This is a genomic window from Streptomyces sp. NPDC104309, from assembly GCF_055584025.1.
In genome coordinates this window covers 119236-133604 of sequence record NZ_JBVJMV010000007.1, presented here as the reverse complement: position 1 = coordinate 133604, position 14369 = coordinate 119236, and the positions used below count along the sequence as shown (strand labels likewise).

The following is a 14369-nucleotide window of genomic DNA, read 5'->3' as shown; positions in this document are numbered from 1 at the left end:
CACGCGTAACGGAGGCAGGGGTACCGTCGAGGGGGGTGTCGAAGGGTGTCGCTTTCAACACCCCCGGTAGCGGAGGTGCAGCGATGAAAACGCCGAACGAGCGTCTGGCCTTCTGGTTGGCGCGCTCGGGGATGAGCCGCAAGGAGTTGGCTCGCCAGGTGCAAGCGAAGGCGCGGGCGCGGTCTCAGCCCAACGTGTCACCGGACGCAACGCGGATTCGGTGCTGGTTGCAAGGCGAAACGCCCCGGACGCCGATCCCCGACATTCTGGCCGGGGTGTTCTCCGATCACTTCGGCTTCCGGGTGACGACGTACGACCTGGGCCTCGGGGATGGGTCTTCGGCCGACGCTGCCCTCACCTATAACCCCTCGTTCGCGGCTACGGTGGAAGTCGTTGCAGACCTGGGGAGGGCTGACGTGGACCGCAGGAAGTTTCTCGCCACCGCGCCGTTTGCCGCCGTTGCTGGTGTCGGGCCGTCGCGGGACTGGCTGTTGAGCACGCTCGACCAAGAGCCAGAGCCAGAGCCGGGGCCGCGGGTGCGCCTCGAAGACGTATCGGCCGTGAAGAACATGTTCACGTCGTTTCAGCGCATGGACATTTTCCAGGGCGGCGGATCGGGGCGCCTGCTGCTGGCCGACTACATGAATCAGCACGTGTTCCCGCTGCTGCGCCGGTCCCATGACGACGTGGTGTACCGCGCCCTGAACGAAGCCGCGGCCGAACAGACCTACCTACTCGGCTGGATGGCCTACGACAATGGCGAACATGCCATCGCGCAGCGCTACTTGATCCAGTCGCTACGCCTCGCGCAGGAGTCGAAGAACGCGGCTCTGGGCGCGCACGTCCTCGCGGGCATGGCCGATCAGGCAACCCTCTTGGGCGACCCGGTCGAGGGCCGGCGCCTGGCACAGTCGGGACGGCATGGCCTCGCGCGTGCCAACTCCCCGGCCTGCCTGGCTGACCTGTGGTGCCTCGAAGCACGGGCGCTCGCCCAACTCGGCGACAAGAAGGCGGCGGCGCACGCGGTCGTGCAGTCGGAGCGGGCATACGCGAGGGTCGGCACGGTGGAAGAGGCGGACTGGGCCGAGTTCATCGACCCTGCGTATCTGCACGGCGAGCACGCGAACGCGTTCCGGGACATGGAAGATCCGAAGTCCGCGGAGGAGCACGCGCGCAAGTCCATCGACCACGCGCGCAAGCAGGAGCGCGCCCGACGGGGTGCCATGTCGCAAGCGGCCCTTGCCGTGTCCCACCTGCAACGCAAGGATCTCGACTCGGCGTACGCGGCCGGTATGCGCACGCTGCGCCTGTCGCGTCAGGTGAAGTCGTCGCGCGCGGTCGAGGCCGTGCAGGATCTCACGAAGCGCATGGCGCCGTTCGGGAATCACCGCCTGGTCGCCGACTTCGCCGAGCAGGCCCGCGAGTTGACGGCCGCATAGGGCGACGCAACGCACAAACGCGCCCCCCGTACGGCCACAGGCGGCCGTACGGGGGGCGCGCGTTGCTCGCGTCAGTCGTCGAGGGTGCGGCGGGTTCGCTCGTCGACGCGGTCGACGGCGTCGCGCAGGCTCCCCCCGCTGTTGGGGTGCAGTTCGTGTTCGACGCTGGCGAGCTGCTGCTCGATGGCGTCCAGTCGGGTCATGACGCCCGGGCGGGCGGGGACGCCGGGGCGGGGCGGGGTGCCCTGCCAGTCGTCGGCGAGGTCGCCGAGTCGCTCGGCGAGGCGTCGAGCGCCCCGGGTCGCTCGGTAAAGCAGTCCCAGGGCGCCGCCCACGGCGGCGACGACGCCGCACCAGACGACGGCGAGGTCGACGCCAGAAAATCCAGTCGTCACGGGCTCGGCGTCTCCTTGTCGACCAGGCCGAGGCCGACGCGGTCGAGCAGGGCCTCGACGCCGGGCAGGGCCATCACTCGGGCGAGGCCACCCGCGACGGCGAGGGCGCCGGCAACCCACGGGAGGGAGGCCGGGACGCCGGACGCGTCGACGATGGCGGGCAGGACGACGGCGAGGCCGACGGCGCCCTGAATGACGGTGCGGATGGTTCGCTTAGCAGCACTGGACACGGTTGGTTCTCCTTCGGTTGGGGGGATCACTTGGCGTTCGCGGTGCGGTGCAGGTACGCCCACCCCTTCGCGCCGACGGCGGGGTCGTAGGACTTGCCGGCGCTGCGGTAGGACGGGTGGGCGTTGTGGAAGCGCGCGACGGCGGCCTGCGTCTGCGGGCCGTAGGCGTCGGCTTCCGGGATGCTCCGCGGCATGAACCCGCACGTCTTGAGCACGCGCTGCAACGCGCGAGCGGACGGCTTGGACTTGCCCGGGGCGAGGCCGGCCGGGAACGCCGGCGGGGTGTACGGCTTCGGCGTCGAGGGCTTGCTCGGGGTCGGCGGCTTGCTCGGCGCCTTCTCGTCGAGCAGCTCGGCGACGCGGGCCCGGATGCGCGCCATGGTGAGCGCGGGCCCGTTCTTCGTACCGATCGGGCCGCGCGGGTCGACTTTGCCCGGCTGCCACTCGCTGTGTCCGATGACGGACGCGGCGCCCCACCCGTGCGCGCGGCAGATGCCGGCCGCGGCCCGGGCGATGGCCTCGACCTGCGCCTCGGGCCACGGGTCGACGTTGTCGCCCAGGTTGATGCACTCGAACCCGTAGAAGCGGGCGTTCCCGTCGGTGTTCGCCTCGTTGTCGGCCGGCAGGGCACGCTCGTTGATGACGGCGGCGAGCACGTCGTCGTCGCCGAGGCCGGCGTGATTCGCGCGCCCGTACCCGACCAGGTGAACCGTGCCGGCCTTGTCGATCACGCCGTGACAGAGCGGGCCCGGAAGCGAGCTGTACCCGTCGCGGCAGATGGCGACCGAGTGGTCGGTGCCCGACGTGACGGTGTGGTGAATCATGACGCCATGCATGGGGCCCCATGCCCCGTGCCCGGCGCGGTTGTGGGTGCGCCACGAACCGACCTCGACGACGTCGACGGCCTCGCCGCGCAGGGCGGACAGGAACGCGGACGCGGTGAGCGGTGTTGCCATGGTGGGTGTCTCCAGACATGAAAAAACGCCCTCGGTGGCTACCGGGGCGTGCGGGGGAAGTGGGAAGGGTCAGACCATGGCAAGCGCCATGATGGCCGGGTCTAGGCCGACCTCGCCGACGGCCTGATTCACGGTCGCGGGCAGGGACGTTTGGCTGTTCAGGCACCATGCGCGCTGAAAGGTCGTCCCCATGTAGAAGTTGGCGGGGGCGCTCGGCGACTCGTTCTGTACGTGCATGTAGTAGAAATCTGTGGCGGCGCCGGCGGACATGAGGAACGCGGCCCAGTAGCGGCCCGGGGCGAGCGTCGCCGTGGCGGTCAACGCGATCGGAACGGCGCCGATGTGGTTGTTGACGGCGCCCGGGGCGGTCCCGGTGAGCTGCCCGGCTTCCGCGACGCTCGACACCAGGCCGGACGTCGCAACGCGTGATCCGGCTTCGTTGTAGATGCCGACGTAGAACCGTGCGGCCGGGACGGCGGGGGAGCCTGCCCACCCGCGGGCGAAGATCACGACGCGGTTTACCTGCGTCGACTCCGTGATGTTCACGCCGGACATATAGAGCCGCTGGACTACCGCGGCTTTCGGTGTGCCGGTCGGGTTGGCGACGTGCGCGGGGTCAACCGACCAGGCCGCGAATCCGAGGGCCTGCGGGGTCCACATGTTCCGGCCGGCGGCGGCCGGAAGCTGCGCTATGGGGATCTTGGTGGACGCGTCGAGCGAGGCAACGCCGTTTGCTGCGGCCCGGGCCGTCGTGGCGAGGGCGCCCACCTGCGCGGCGGTGTGCGTGTGCGCTGCGGTCGCGGCCCCGACGTCGGCGGCGGCGAGGACAACATCGCCCGTCTTGGTGTTGACGGACGACACGGCGCCGCCCCCGCCCCCGGCGCCGAGGGTGAACACGGTTCCGTCCGACTGGCGAACCTTGATGGTGCCGCCTTCCGCCCACATCACGGCGGCGCCGGCGGGGTTGGCGGTGGGGGCCGCGGTGTTCTTGAACGCGGTCGGGCCGGCAACGGTGAGCTTGGCCGCGGGGATAAGTCCCGTGGTGCCGATGCCGAGATTGCCGGTCGCGCGCTCGCCGAACAGAACGGCGGATTTCCACTGTCCGGCGTCCGACCAGTTGGCAAGCTCGAAGTTCGATCCGGCGTCGGCGCCGGCCTCGGCGGCGTTGTCTACCTGGTAGACCCAACGGGGCGAGTTGGCCGTGCTGAACGTCAACCCTCGGTAGTCGAGGGTGGCGGAGTCGAGGCGCAGGTTTCCACCTGAGACGAGACCGGACGCGGGCAGGGCGTTGACGTCCTCGGCGGTGAGTACGACGGCGGCCTGCGACTTGCCGTTGACGGACTGCACGACGCCCGGGGCGCCGTTCGTTCCGTTGGTGCCGGGCGTTCCGGGGTCGCCCTTCGCGCCGGTCGCTCCGGTCGTGCCCGTGGCTCCCTTCGCTCCTGGTGCTCCCGCTGCTCCCGTCGCGCCGGTGGCGCCGGTGGCGCCGGTGGCGCCGGTCGCGCCGACCAGGGATACGAGCCACTGCTGCACGGTGCCGACGAACCCCTGCTCGACGGCTACCTCGTACGCCGAGTCGCCCCGGACGGCAACATAGTTGGGCTTGCCCGGGTCGGTCGGCGCGATGTCGGCGAGGTCGACGTCGGGGTGCACGGCGGGGAGCAGGACGGCGTACGCGCGGTTCGAGGCGACGCCGGCGAGCTGCTCCGTGATGACGTAGGCCCATCCGTCGGGGTCCATGCCGGGGGCGTTGGTGGCGGGCACGGTGACAGATATTGCGCCGGTCGGGTCGAGGTTGGCGACGACGGGCCCGCCGAGGATCACGTCGGAGTCGGGGAAGGTGAGGACGGCCGGCGCGCGCAGGGTGACGGATCCGGAGAGCGGCCGGCCGTCGGGGGTGAGGTACCGCGCGGTGACGGTGACGGTGGGGATGTTCTCGGGCAGCACGCGCGGTTCTCCTTACTCGTCGACGCGGCGCAGGCCGGGCTCGACGGGGCTTTCGGGGGTGGTGGCGAGGTCTTCCTCGACCGCGGACGGTGCGGCGGCAGCAGCGGCCGTACGGGTGGGAATGTCGGGCGCCTCGCCGGTGTTGTAGGTGTTGCGGGTGTACGCGTGGAACATGCGCGTCTCGACGGCGCCGGTGGTCGCGCTGTTGCGGTGCTCGATCTGGAACAGGACTCCGTCGCCCCATTCGGCGTCGTCGAGGGGCACCGTGAACGTCTTGTTCACCCACGTATTGGCGGGGAGGGTCCACGTTTCGAGCAGGCGGGCGCTGTTGCCGGGGGCGACGTAGGTGATACGGGCCTGTCCTCCGGCGCTGGCGATGCTGGAGAAGCTCAGTTCGGCGACGGCGTTCTGCGCGGGCATCCGGCCGATCCATGCGAACTGCCATGAAGTCGTGTTCTCCATGGCCGAGTTGGCGGTCGGGTACATGGGGAACGGGATCCATGGGCGGCCGAGGAATCGGTCGCTGTAGGCGTCATCCATGACGATGACCTGCTGAAATTCGCGGTCACGGTTCCATATGCGGATCATCTGTGCGTCGTCGTTGATGTCGTCGCCCACGGTCAGGGCGGCGGTGCCGTCCTCGCGGCCGATGCCGACGCCCCAGTCGCCTTGCGGGGTCTGGCCCACGATGAACGTCTTTTGCCCTGATGGCGTTTCGGCGAAGAGCTGTCCGCCCTCGCCGATGGTGATGTCTCCGTGCAGGATCTTGTCGAGGGCCGGCCGCATCTGCGATCGGCCGGTGAGTTCCCGCACCTGCCGCTCAAGTGAACGGATCCGGTCGAGGATGTCCTGCGGAACTGCTGCCATTACGGCGCCTCCAAGTACAAGCGGGCGGACTCGGGCCGGCCTCGCTCGGGCGGGGTGATGCCGAGACCGACCACCCGGTACCGGGCGTCGAGGGTCTCGGGGTGCCATAGGTCCCGGATGCGCAGGCGCACGGTTGCGCCGAGCAGGGCCGGCGACACGGGCGCGCGGGACATGTCGAGGGTGACCTCGGGGACGACGGTCCCGGCCCGGGCGGCGGCGAGGTCGGCGCCGGCGTGCCCGTCGAGGGTCGCCTGCTCGGTAACCGTGGTGTAGTCGCTGCTCCCGTCGAGGCGCGGCCACCCATCGGCGACGTCCTGCTCGGCGAGCTGCAACGCGGACGTCATGGGCACGCTGTCGGCGGCCTGGTTCTCGTTGTCGGTGGCGCCCCTGCTCTGCCATGCGTTCGCGCGCTTGGTGGCGTCGACGGGCCACGTGTAGGCGGTGACCGGTCCGGGGTGGTCGAGGACGATGTCGGTTGACCCCGTACGGATGGTCGGCGAACCGAGTTGCAGCCGCTTGACCCTGCGGCCGTCGGCGTCCCGGAACGATGCGATGCGCCACTCAAACCCGCCCTCTACGGCGCCGAGTTGGTCGAGCAGGTCGCGCACGACGGGCAGGTCGAACCGTGAAAACGTCCGCTCGCGGAGGGTGCCCGACACGTTGGTCGGGTACTCGATACCGATGTCGCCACCCGGGGTGTTCTGCACGTAGTCGAGCAGGCCGCGGACGATGTCGTACTGATCGGTCGGCGTGGTCGTTTGCAGGGTGTCGTACAGCATCCGGTGCGACAGGTACGTATCCCACGTGCCGGCCTGCACCTGCACGCCGAGGAATCCGCGGGCGTCGGACTGTACGGCGGCCGTCCACAGGACTCCGCCCCACCAGATGTCGCGGCCCCGTTCGAGCCATACGGCCGTACGGCCTGGGACGATGGCGGCCCGGGCCCGCGCGGCAACGGACGCATTCGGTATCGGCACGGTGCCGGACATGGCGCCGGCCTTGCCTATGTAGTCGTCGAGGCTGAGGCCCTGCACGGGCAGGGCGTCGAGGACCTGGTCGGAGCGCAGGTCACACAACAGCAGCCGGTACCCGGGGGAGATCACGCGACCCCCTCACAGGACAAAGCACGTGCTGATACGGATGTTCCGGCCGCTCTGGATGGAGCCACCCGGAACCCACGTCCGCAGGGCCACGTTTCCGGCGGTGCTGATGCGCGCCCCTCCGTCGCCGTACCCGTCGGACGCTGCGCCCTCGACGTCGTACGCGGGGCGCCACCCGGCGGGGATGGTGGCGACGTTCTGGTCGGTGATGTTCCCGCCGGCCGGAACCGTGATTGCCGTACCGGTGCGCATCACCTCGACCGTGAACGAGCAGACGCCCCCGACGCGGCGGGCGGCAAATGCGGTGACGCTGTACCCGCTCGCCGCCGTGGCGCCGGTGCTGATCGTCTCGACGTCGCGCGGCGGCCGGTAGGTCGTCCACTTCGCCGCCGTGGCGTCCCAACGTTCGAGGACTCCGCCCACGTCGCGGAACTGCCCGTCATAGGCGCCCGTGAACGACGTTCCCCACCCGCGCGGGATGATCCCGCCGTAAGAGGTGGTGTACCGGCGGCGGTCGGCGAGGGCCGACTGCCAGTTGATCCCGCCCGTTCCGGCGGACGCGCCGGCCGGGACGGTGATGGACCACAGCCGCAGGGACGACGGGGGCAGGTTCGGCTCGACGGGGGACGGCTCCGCCTTTCCGACGACCAGCTCGACGGCGACGGCGGTCTGTCCGCCGGCGTCGAATAGGCCGTCGCGCACGCGGAGCACGACGGAGTCGATACGCGGGTACTGCGCGTTCCCGTCGCCCACGGTGAGCGTCTCGGGGACGGTCACGGCTACGGGGTAGGCGCCCTGCGCGGTGGTCCCTTGGACCAGGGCGCGGCCGATGCCGAGCTGTACCTGCATGGCGCCGGCGCCGGTCGCCATGAGCGGGGCGCCGCCGGCTATCACTCCGTCGCGGGTGGTCAGTTCGCCCTCGGGCGCGAACGTTCCGAGGGGGGCGAGGCGGGTGTCGGTGCGGGTCTGCCCGTCCGGGGGTCCGGCGAGCAGCCACGCGGCGCGCACGGTCATTCCGGCGGCCTCCTTACCAGTGGGCCGAACGCCACCGGACGGCGACGGATGCGGCGGGGTCGGATGAGTCGGGCGCGGCCCGGAATGCAAGATCGGTGGTTCCGGGCCACAGCGCGAACGACTGCTCGGGGACGCTGCGCGCGGTCGCGGTGTAGAGCCGTGAGGCGGTGCCGTTGAGCGTCACCGTGCCCTCGGCGGTGTCCACGACCAGGACGTCGCCGGCGGCGAGGTCGAGGTCGTATTCGAGGACGTCGCCCGTGGCGAGGTTGGTAAGGCTCGGCATGGACACGGGGCCCCGGAACTCGACGACGGGGTGCGCGGGGGCGTTCCCGCCGTTGCGGGCGGTGAGCGTGCCCGTGCTGCCCGGGGGGCCGAAGTTGTACGGGTCGAGCAGCCCCTCGGCGCCGAGTCCCGGAATGAGCAGCCGCGCGGGGCCGACGGTGGCCGTGGCGGGCGAGGGCACGGTCGCCCATTGCATGATCGGGCGGACGACCGTTGCGCCGGCCGGGGCGGTTCCGGTGACGCGCCCGTACGTGCCGTTCGTCGCGGAGACGTAGGCGCCGGCGTCGTCGAGCCAGTGCAGCAGCAGCGTGGTACCGCGGGGCGGGGAGTCGGCAAGGAACGTGACGGCCTGCGCCGGCTCCACGGGGAACCCCTCGAACACGTCCGGGCCGGCTGTCCACGCGAGGCGGGCCTGCGCGGCGGTGACTGTGGCGGTGAGCGCGCCCCCGCTGCTGCCGGTCGTGAGGCCGGACAAGGCCCAGAACGACGACGCGCTCGACGCGCGGCCGGCGGCCTGGTCGTCGGGGAACTGCTGCTGCGAGGTCGCGGCGTTCCAGTCGAGGCCCGGCTCGTCGGTCGGCAGGCCAGCCCGGGCGGTGCGCTCGATCAGTTCGTACCGGCGCGGGTCGCTCGCGGTGAGCTGCACGGCCGCGCCGGTGATGCTGCCGAGGGTGTACCCGCGCTCGACAGGGACGGCCCGGGCGGTTACCCGGACCCATGCGAGCAGGGGGCCGCGCTCGTCGAGCTGCACGACGAACGGCTGCTCGTCCTCGGTGATGGTCGTTGCGGCGCCGAGCTGCTGCACGACGGCGCCGATTTCTCCCCGGCGGGCCCGTATCTGGATCCCGTCAACGGTGATTACGCGTGGCTGTGCGAGCAGCCGGCCCAAGATGGCGCCGTGTGCGTCGGACCGGTTGACGCTCCCAGAGTCGAGGGCGGGGAGGTCTTCCCACCCGGGCAGGGAGCGCCACCGGTAGGGGGTGCCGCGGCCGAGCAGCAGCTCGCCGAGCTGCGCGTGCCCGGACGCGGTCACCTGGTCGCCGATGGCCACCGTTCACCCCCTCGCCTTCATGCGCCACGCGAGGGCGTGCGCGTTCTCTTCGGGGGTTTGCTCGCCGCCGTGCCAATGTTCGATGTGCACGGCCGGCGCGCTGCTCTGGCCGAACGCGTACGTTCCGCCACCTGCGCCCGCGGGGGCGCCGGCGAGGGCCGGAACGGGCGGGGGTGTGACCAGGTTCGACATGGTGCGGTCGAGCACGCCCTGCCCGGATCGGATACCGGCGACGACGCCGGCGGGAATCCAGCGGCCGACGCGCTTTGCCATGACGCGGGAAGGGCTATGAATTCCAAGTGCCTTTGCGATCGGCCCCGGAATGAGATCCTTTGCCCACGAAATGAGCGTCGACTTTAGCCAGGAACCCATCGACTTAATGCCGTTCCACAAGCCGCGGACGACGTCGGTTCCCTTGTCGTACAACAGGCGTCCGAGACTGCCGATTCCGGCCGTTATTCGGCCCGGTAGTCCGCGCACCCAGTTAACAAGCTCGGTGGCCTTGCGAACGCTGCCGTCTTTGATGCTCTGCCAATGCTTGATGATCAGGCCCGGAAGGGTCCAGTTCAAAAAGAAATTGAGCAACTTCTGCGGCAGGCCCCGGACCCAATCAACAATGGCGTTCCAGACGCGCACCGTTCCCGTCCGGATCGAATCCCAATGCTTGATGATGATTCCAACAAGCGTGAAATTCATGAACAGGTCGAGCAGGAATTGACCAACGGCCTTGATCTTATTCCAGACCCATTCCCATGCCGTTTTCGTGGCGCTGACAATGGTGTCCCAGTTGGCGACGACCAGCGCGACCAGTGCAACAACGGCGGCGATGATCAGGCCGACGGGGCCCATGGCGATAAGCCACGCTGCGGCCATTCGCGCGGCCTGAATCATGGACTGTGCGCCCATGAGGATCCACGCGCCGACGACTCGCGCGGCGGCGGCGACGGCCCCCGCGCCCTGCGCGATCCAGCCGGCAAGGATGGTCGCGTTGGCGACGAGGAACGACGCGAGGGCGCCGGCCTGCGCCGTGCCCTGCGCAATCCAACCGGTGACAACGGCCGTGGTGGTCGTCCACGCCTGCGCGGCGAGGGCAACCAGGGTGGGCAGGAAGAACGCCAGAATTAGGCCGGCGGCCACCGTGAACGCGGTGGAGTGGTCGGAGACGAATCCGGCGGCGGTGGCGATGCCCTGCCCGAACTTCACCGCGTAGTCGGCGCCGGTGACCAGGGCGGGCACGACATAGTTTCCTATGACCGTGACAAGCCCCTGCATGGCGCCGCGCTTGAATGCCTCGAATTTTGTTGCGGCGTTGTCCCGCATGGCGTTTCCGGCCTTATCGGTGGCGCCCTTGACGTCGCCGAGTGCCTTTACCGCCGTAGCGGGGTTCAATTTGAATAGTGCGCCCTGGAGATCCTCGGCTTTGGTGCCGAAAAGGGCGACGGCCGTTGCGTTCCGCTTGGCGGGATCTTCAATGGCCTTGATGCGGGTAAGAACGTCGCCGAGTGCCTTACTGGCTTGCGGTCCACCCTTGGTGAACACCTTCGCCATGGTGTCGCCGTTAAGGCCGATGTCCTTGAAAGCGGCGACGCTCCCAGCGGACATGTCCTTACTGCGGATGGCGAATTCCTTCAATGCGTCCGCGACGGTGTCAGCGTCGCGGGCGCCGCCCTGCAACCCCTGTTGCATAAGGCCCATTGCGGTCTTGGCGTCGAGGCCAAGGTCGCGGAATTGGGTGGGGTATTCGGTGAACGTGTCGAGGAGATCCTCGGCGGAATTAACGCCCTTCTGCGTGCCCTTTACGAGCACGTCCATAGCTTCATCTGCCGACGATGCAACGCCGGTTTTCAGCATGACGCCGACGGCCCGGGAGACCTTCCCGACGTCCTCGCCCATGACGCTCGCCGTATCGGCGACGCGCTTGGACATCGTCTTTATCTGTGCGCTCGTCGCCTCGGGCGGGAGCAGGCCGTTTTGGGCAATGCCCTTGATGACGTCGGCGCCGGTCTCGACCGAATCGACGATCGCGCCGGCGTACAGGTCGCCGGCGACCTTGCCGTACTTCGCGGCGACGGGGCCCGTCGTGCCGAGCTGCGCCTGCAACTGCCCGGGGACCTTGCCCTGTTGCAGGGCCTCGCCCACGCCGGCCATGAGTGCGGCGCCGATGCCGGCACCGACGGCGGCCCATCCGAACGCGGCGAGCGCGCCCGACCCCTGTTCGGCGGCCTGGTCGCTCCCGTCGGCCATTCCGTCGCCGAGGGCGGCCCCGGCCTGCCGGCCGGCCCGGTCGGCGTCGGCGACCATGGTGTCGCCGGTCGCGCGCATTCCGGCCTCGGCCCGGGACATGCCGGCCTGCGCCGGGGCGTCGTCAACGGTGATGGTGGCGAGCAGCTCGCCCACGGTGAGCGCCACCGGATCACCTCCTTACGGGGGTCATCCGGCGCGCTCGCCGGTCGTGCGGGTGTCAGCCGGCGGGTATGCCGGTGATTGCTGCGATCTCCGCCGGGTCCGATACGGCCCGGGGGGTGCGCGACCATGCGCGCGCGAATCGGGACTCGCCTGGTAGGCCGGTCACCAGGACTAGGAACCTGCGGGTAGACATGGCGGCGAGGTCACGCGGGCCGGTGCCGTATTCGCGGGCGAGGTCGCCCTCGACGGCGGCCCAGTGCGTCAGGATCGCGCGCCAGAACGCCCCTGCTTCTTCGTCTTCTTCTTCGTGCTCGCCCTGCGCTGCGCCCGGTTCGCCGGGGCCGCGGCTTTTCCCGCGTCCTGCTCGGCGTACAGCTCGGCCGCGCGCGCCATGGTGACGCTGCCCGGCTTGCGGATGTTCGCGGCGGAGTACATGAGCACGACGCCGAGCTGCCGGTCGGTCATGCCGTGCTCGGCCCATACGTCGAGGACGTCGCCCCCGTAGAGGGTGGCCAGCATCCGGCGGACGTCGTCCGGGTCGCTGCTGTCCTGTACGCGCTCCATCTGGAGTGTGAAGAGCAGGGGGAGCGACTCGGGCAGGGTGTACGTGGTGCCGTAGAGGGTGAGCTGCTCGCGCGGCCGGGTGGCGGACTCCTCGGCGAAGAACGCGTCAAAGTCCGCGTGCCCGGCGCCCTGGTCGAGCTGCTCGTCGTCCTGGTCGAGGTCGAGGTCGAGGTCGGTCACGGGGTCACGTCCGCAGCAGTCGCGGCGCCGCACTTGGTGACGGTGGCACTCCATGACGTCTTGTCGTTGGTGCCTCCGCCCTGCTCGCCCGGGGTGACGGTGGAGTCCCACACAACCCACTTGGTCTGTGTGTTGTGGCGCCACCGGACGGCGTTCCGGGAGTCGATACCGAGACGCTCGGCCCACACGTGGTCGACGTACGCCTGCCCGGGGTCCTGCGCCTTGGTGGCCTTGTCGATGCGGTACTGACCCTCGATCTCCAGCGAGGCGCCACGCTGCATCACGTCCTGTTCGAACTGTCCGTCGGAGTCGAACGCGGTCGTCTCGACCGTTTCCTCGTTCTCCCCGGGGTTGTGCGTGAACGTGGTGATACCGCTGATGGGCAGCCACGTCACGGTTTCGGCGTCGGCGTCCTGGACCTCGAAAATCCAGCCGCGCGCGTCAATCGGCCTACCGGCCATGGGCGTTACCTCCTGTGTCTGTGGTGGGGCCGGCGACGTCGAGGTCGAGGTTTACGACGTGCTCGCATCGGCCGTTGGAATCGGGCCCAAGGGGGGCGGGGGTGCCGCGCGCGGCGGCGAGGATGAGCCACGTACCGTCGGGCAACTCGACGCCGGCGAGGCCGTGCAGGGCCCGGTACAGGGCCTCGCAACGGGTGCGGGATACGCGGGGGTCGGCCGTGCCGCGCGTGCGCACCTGTAGGCGCCGCTGCTCGACGTCGTCCCGGGCTTCCGGGGCGCCGGCGTCGTACAGGGCGAGGGACACGGCGAGGTCGGGCTGCGGGGGCATGGCCTCGACGAACGTGTCGCCGGTGCGCCCGGTCGGATCGTAGGTGAGCAGGCCGGCGGCGGAGAGGTGACGCGCGAGGCCGTCGAGCAGGTCAGCCACGGAGGGACCGCCGTACCTGCGCGGCGATGATCGCCTCGACGGTGCCCTGCTCCTCCGTCAACGGGCCTTCAAGGAACTTCGCGGTTCGGCCGGCGTCGTGGTTCAGGGTGAGGTCTTCGTGCTGCCTGGTCGCGTACTTCGTGTCGTACGAAACGCCGGCGGTCAGTGCGTTCTCGTCGACCGACGCGACGCCGGATCGTTCGAGCGTTGCCTCTTCGATCGGGACGCGGCGGCGGCTCACTTCGAGGACGTGCTCGGCGGCGAGGCGCAGGCCGCGGACGGTCCCGGCCCGGGTGCCGCGCAGGGCGGCGTCGCCGGTCCATGTGAGGCGGCGGCGGGCGGTCACTCCGTCATCACCTCCGTACAGGCCGGCACGGGCAGTCCCGGGGCGGTGTGGTCGGCGGTCGATATCGCGGTCGTCACGCGGCCGTCGGGGAGGGTCACCCGGGATCCGGGCGGGCAGTCGAGGCCCGGGAGGGTGATCACCTGCGCCGTGCTTACGACTTCGCGGCCGTCGCTCGCGCGGCGCACCTGCTTGACGGTGTGAGCGACCAGGGCGCGGACGTCGGCGACGGGCGGGTCGTAGATCGGCCCGTACGCCGAGTCGCCCCGGTACGGCTCGATGGTCACGCGGTGGCGCAGCAGGGACGCGGGGACCTTCACCAGATCACCCCCGGGAGCAGGCCGGCGCCGCGTAGGGCGCGGTGGGCACGGGGGGCGAGGTCGACGCCGGACGCGGCGGGCGGGCCTGCGGTGCGTCCGGACAGGGACACGGGCCCGATGCTCACGGAGTCCCATACGCCGGCGGATCCTGTGCCGTCGTCGCCCGTGGCGAGTTGCCACTCGACTTGGGCGCAGACGGCCGCGGCGAGGGCGGCGACGACGGCCGGGTCGGTGGGGTCTCCATCGTCGTCGACGTTGTAAACGGCGGTGAGCAGGGCGGCGTCGACGTCCTCGGACGCGCGGGCGAGCAGCCGCTCGACACCCTCGGGGGCGGGGGCGCCGGTGTACATGGCGAGCTGCTCGGGGGTCGCATAGACGCGGCCCATG

The 14369-nt window shown here is 70.4% G+C and carries 16 protein-coding genes; 1 reads left to right on the top strand and 15 read right to left on the bottom strand.

Features of this window, described 5'->3' with window-relative positions; translation table 11 throughout:
• Window positions 1–83: 83 nt before the first annotated feature.
• On the top strand, window positions 84–1439 hold the full coding sequence (locus tag ACZ68L_RS12895; RefSeq protein ID WP_469576611.1) for a transcriptional regulator: 1356 nt from the start codon (window positions 84–86) through the stop codon (window positions 1437–1439).
• Window positions 1440–1510: 71 nt separating this feature from the next.
• On the opposite strand, the gene ACZ68L_RS12890 is transcribed toward ACZ68L_RS12895, so the two are convergent.
• The 15 genes from ACZ68L_RS12890 to ACZ68L_RS12820 form a co-directional block, all read right to left on the bottom strand.
• A complete protein-coding gene (locus ACZ68L_RS12890) occupies window positions 1511–1834 on the bottom strand; it encodes a hypothetical protein (protein ID WP_469576609.1) in 324 nt (107 codons plus the stop codon).
• Window positions 1831–2064, bottom strand: coding sequence for a hypothetical protein (locus tag ACZ68L_RS12885; protein ID WP_469576608.1), 234 nt, complete (start codon window positions 2062–2064; stop codon window positions 1831–1833). Before ACZ68L_RS12885 ends, ACZ68L_RS12890 begins: the two co-directional genes overlap by 4 nt.
• Before the next feature lie 26 nt (window positions 2065–2090).
• Window positions 2091–3020: a peptidoglycan recognition protein family protein gene (locus tag ACZ68L_RS12880; protein ID WP_469576606.1), complete on the bottom strand. Its 930-nt coding sequence runs from the start codon at window positions 3018–3020 to the stop codon at window positions 2091–2093.
• 69 nt (window positions 3021–3089) lie between these two features.
• On the bottom strand, window positions 3090–4967 hold the full coding sequence (locus ACZ68L_RS12875) for a hypothetical protein (protein WP_469576604.1): 1878 nt from the start codon (window positions 4965–4967) through the stop codon (window positions 3090–3092).
• 12 nt (window positions 4968–4979) lie between these two features.
• On the bottom strand, window positions 4980–5834 hold the full coding sequence (locus ACZ68L_RS12870; protein WP_469576603.1) for a hypothetical protein: 855 nt from the start codon (window positions 5832–5834) through the stop codon (window positions 4980–4982).
• Window positions 5834–6937 (bottom strand): hypothetical protein, encoded by a 1104-nt coding sequence (locus tag ACZ68L_RS12865; RefSeq protein WP_469576601.1) that lies wholly within the window; start codon window positions 6935–6937, stop codon window positions 5834–5836. The genes ACZ68L_RS12870 and ACZ68L_RS12865 overlap by 1 nt, the downstream gene beginning before the upstream one ends.
• A gap of 9 nt (window positions 6938–6946) precedes the next feature.
• On the bottom strand, window positions 6947–7948 hold the full coding sequence (locus tag ACZ68L_RS12860; protein ID WP_469576600.1) for a hypothetical protein: 1002 nt from the start codon (window positions 7946–7948) through the stop codon (window positions 6947–6949).
• A gap of 13 nt (window positions 7949–7961) precedes the next feature.
• The gene (locus ACZ68L_RS12855; RefSeq protein WP_469576599.1) at window positions 7962–9281 is read right to left on the bottom strand and encodes a phage distal tail protein; all 1320 of its coding nucleotides are present in this window, start codon (window positions 9279–9281) and stop codon (window positions 7962–7964) included.
• Between the two features lie 3 nt (window positions 9282–9284).
• Window positions 9285–11690, bottom strand: coding sequence for a phage tail tape measure protein (locus ACZ68L_RS12850; protein WP_469576597.1), 2406 nt, complete (start codon window positions 11688–11690; stop codon window positions 9285–9287).
• A gap of 258 nt (window positions 11691–11948) precedes the next feature.
• Window positions 11949–12431, bottom strand: a complete 483-nt coding sequence (locus ACZ68L_RS12845) for a hypothetical protein (RefSeq protein ID WP_469576595.1) — start codon at window positions 12429–12431, stop codon at window positions 11949–11951.
• Window positions 12428–12892 carry a phage tail tube protein gene (locus tag ACZ68L_RS12840; RefSeq protein WP_469576593.1) on the bottom strand — a complete coding sequence of 155 codons (465 nt, stop codon included), beginning with the start codon at window positions 12890–12892 and terminating at the stop codon, window positions 12428–12430. The genes ACZ68L_RS12845 and ACZ68L_RS12840 overlap by 4 nt, the downstream gene beginning before the upstream one ends.
• Window positions 12882–13319, bottom strand: a complete 438-nt coding sequence (locus ACZ68L_RS12835; protein WP_469576592.1) for a minor capsid protein — start codon at window positions 13317–13319, stop codon at window positions 12882–12884. The genes ACZ68L_RS12840 and ACZ68L_RS12835 overlap by 11 nt, the downstream gene beginning before the upstream one ends.
• Window positions 13312–13665: a hypothetical protein gene (locus tag ACZ68L_RS12830; RefSeq protein WP_469576590.1), complete on the bottom strand. Its 354-nt coding sequence runs from the start codon at window positions 13663–13665 to the stop codon at window positions 13312–13314. The genes ACZ68L_RS12835 and ACZ68L_RS12830 overlap by 8 nt, the downstream gene beginning before the upstream one ends.
• Window positions 13662–13982, bottom strand: coding sequence for a hypothetical protein (locus ACZ68L_RS12825; RefSeq protein WP_363302895.1), 321 nt, complete (start codon window positions 13980–13982; stop codon window positions 13662–13664). Before ACZ68L_RS12825 ends, ACZ68L_RS12830 begins: the two co-directional genes overlap by 4 nt.
• Window positions 13979–14368 carry a hypothetical protein gene (locus ACZ68L_RS12820; protein ID WP_469576589.1) on the bottom strand — a complete coding sequence of 130 codons (390 nt, stop codon included), beginning with the start codon at window positions 14366–14368 and terminating at the stop codon, window positions 13979–13981. Before ACZ68L_RS12820 ends, ACZ68L_RS12825 begins: the two co-directional genes overlap by 4 nt.
• Between the last annotated feature and the right edge of the window lies 1 nt (window position 14369).

Bases quoted from the DNA above. Each gene is read 5' to 3' on its own strand.
- ACZ68L_RS12895 (WP_469576611.1), top strand. From the start codon at position 84: ATGAAAACGCCGAACGAGCGTCTGGCCTTCTGGTTGGCGCGCTCGGGG.
- ACZ68L_RS12880 (WP_469576606.1), bottom strand. From the start codon at position 3,020: ATGGCAACACCGCTCACCGCGTCCGCGTTCCTGTCCGCCCTGCGCGGC.
- ACZ68L_RS12870 (WP_469576603.1), bottom strand. From the start codon at position 5,834: ATGGCAGCAGTTCCGCAGGACATCCTCGACCGGATCCGTTCACTTGAG.
- ACZ68L_RS12860 (WP_469576600.1), bottom strand. From the start codon at position 7,948: ATGACCGTGCGCGCCGCGTGGCTGCTCGCCGGACCCCCGGACGGGCAG.
- ACZ68L_RS12840 (WP_469576593.1), bottom strand. From the start codon at position 12,892: ATGGCCGGTAGGCCGATTGACGCGCGCGGCTGGATTTTCGAGGTCCAG.
- ACZ68L_RS12820 (WP_469576589.1), bottom strand. From the start codon at position 14,368: ATGGGCCGCGTCTATGCGACCCCCGAGCAGCTCGCCATGTACACCGGC.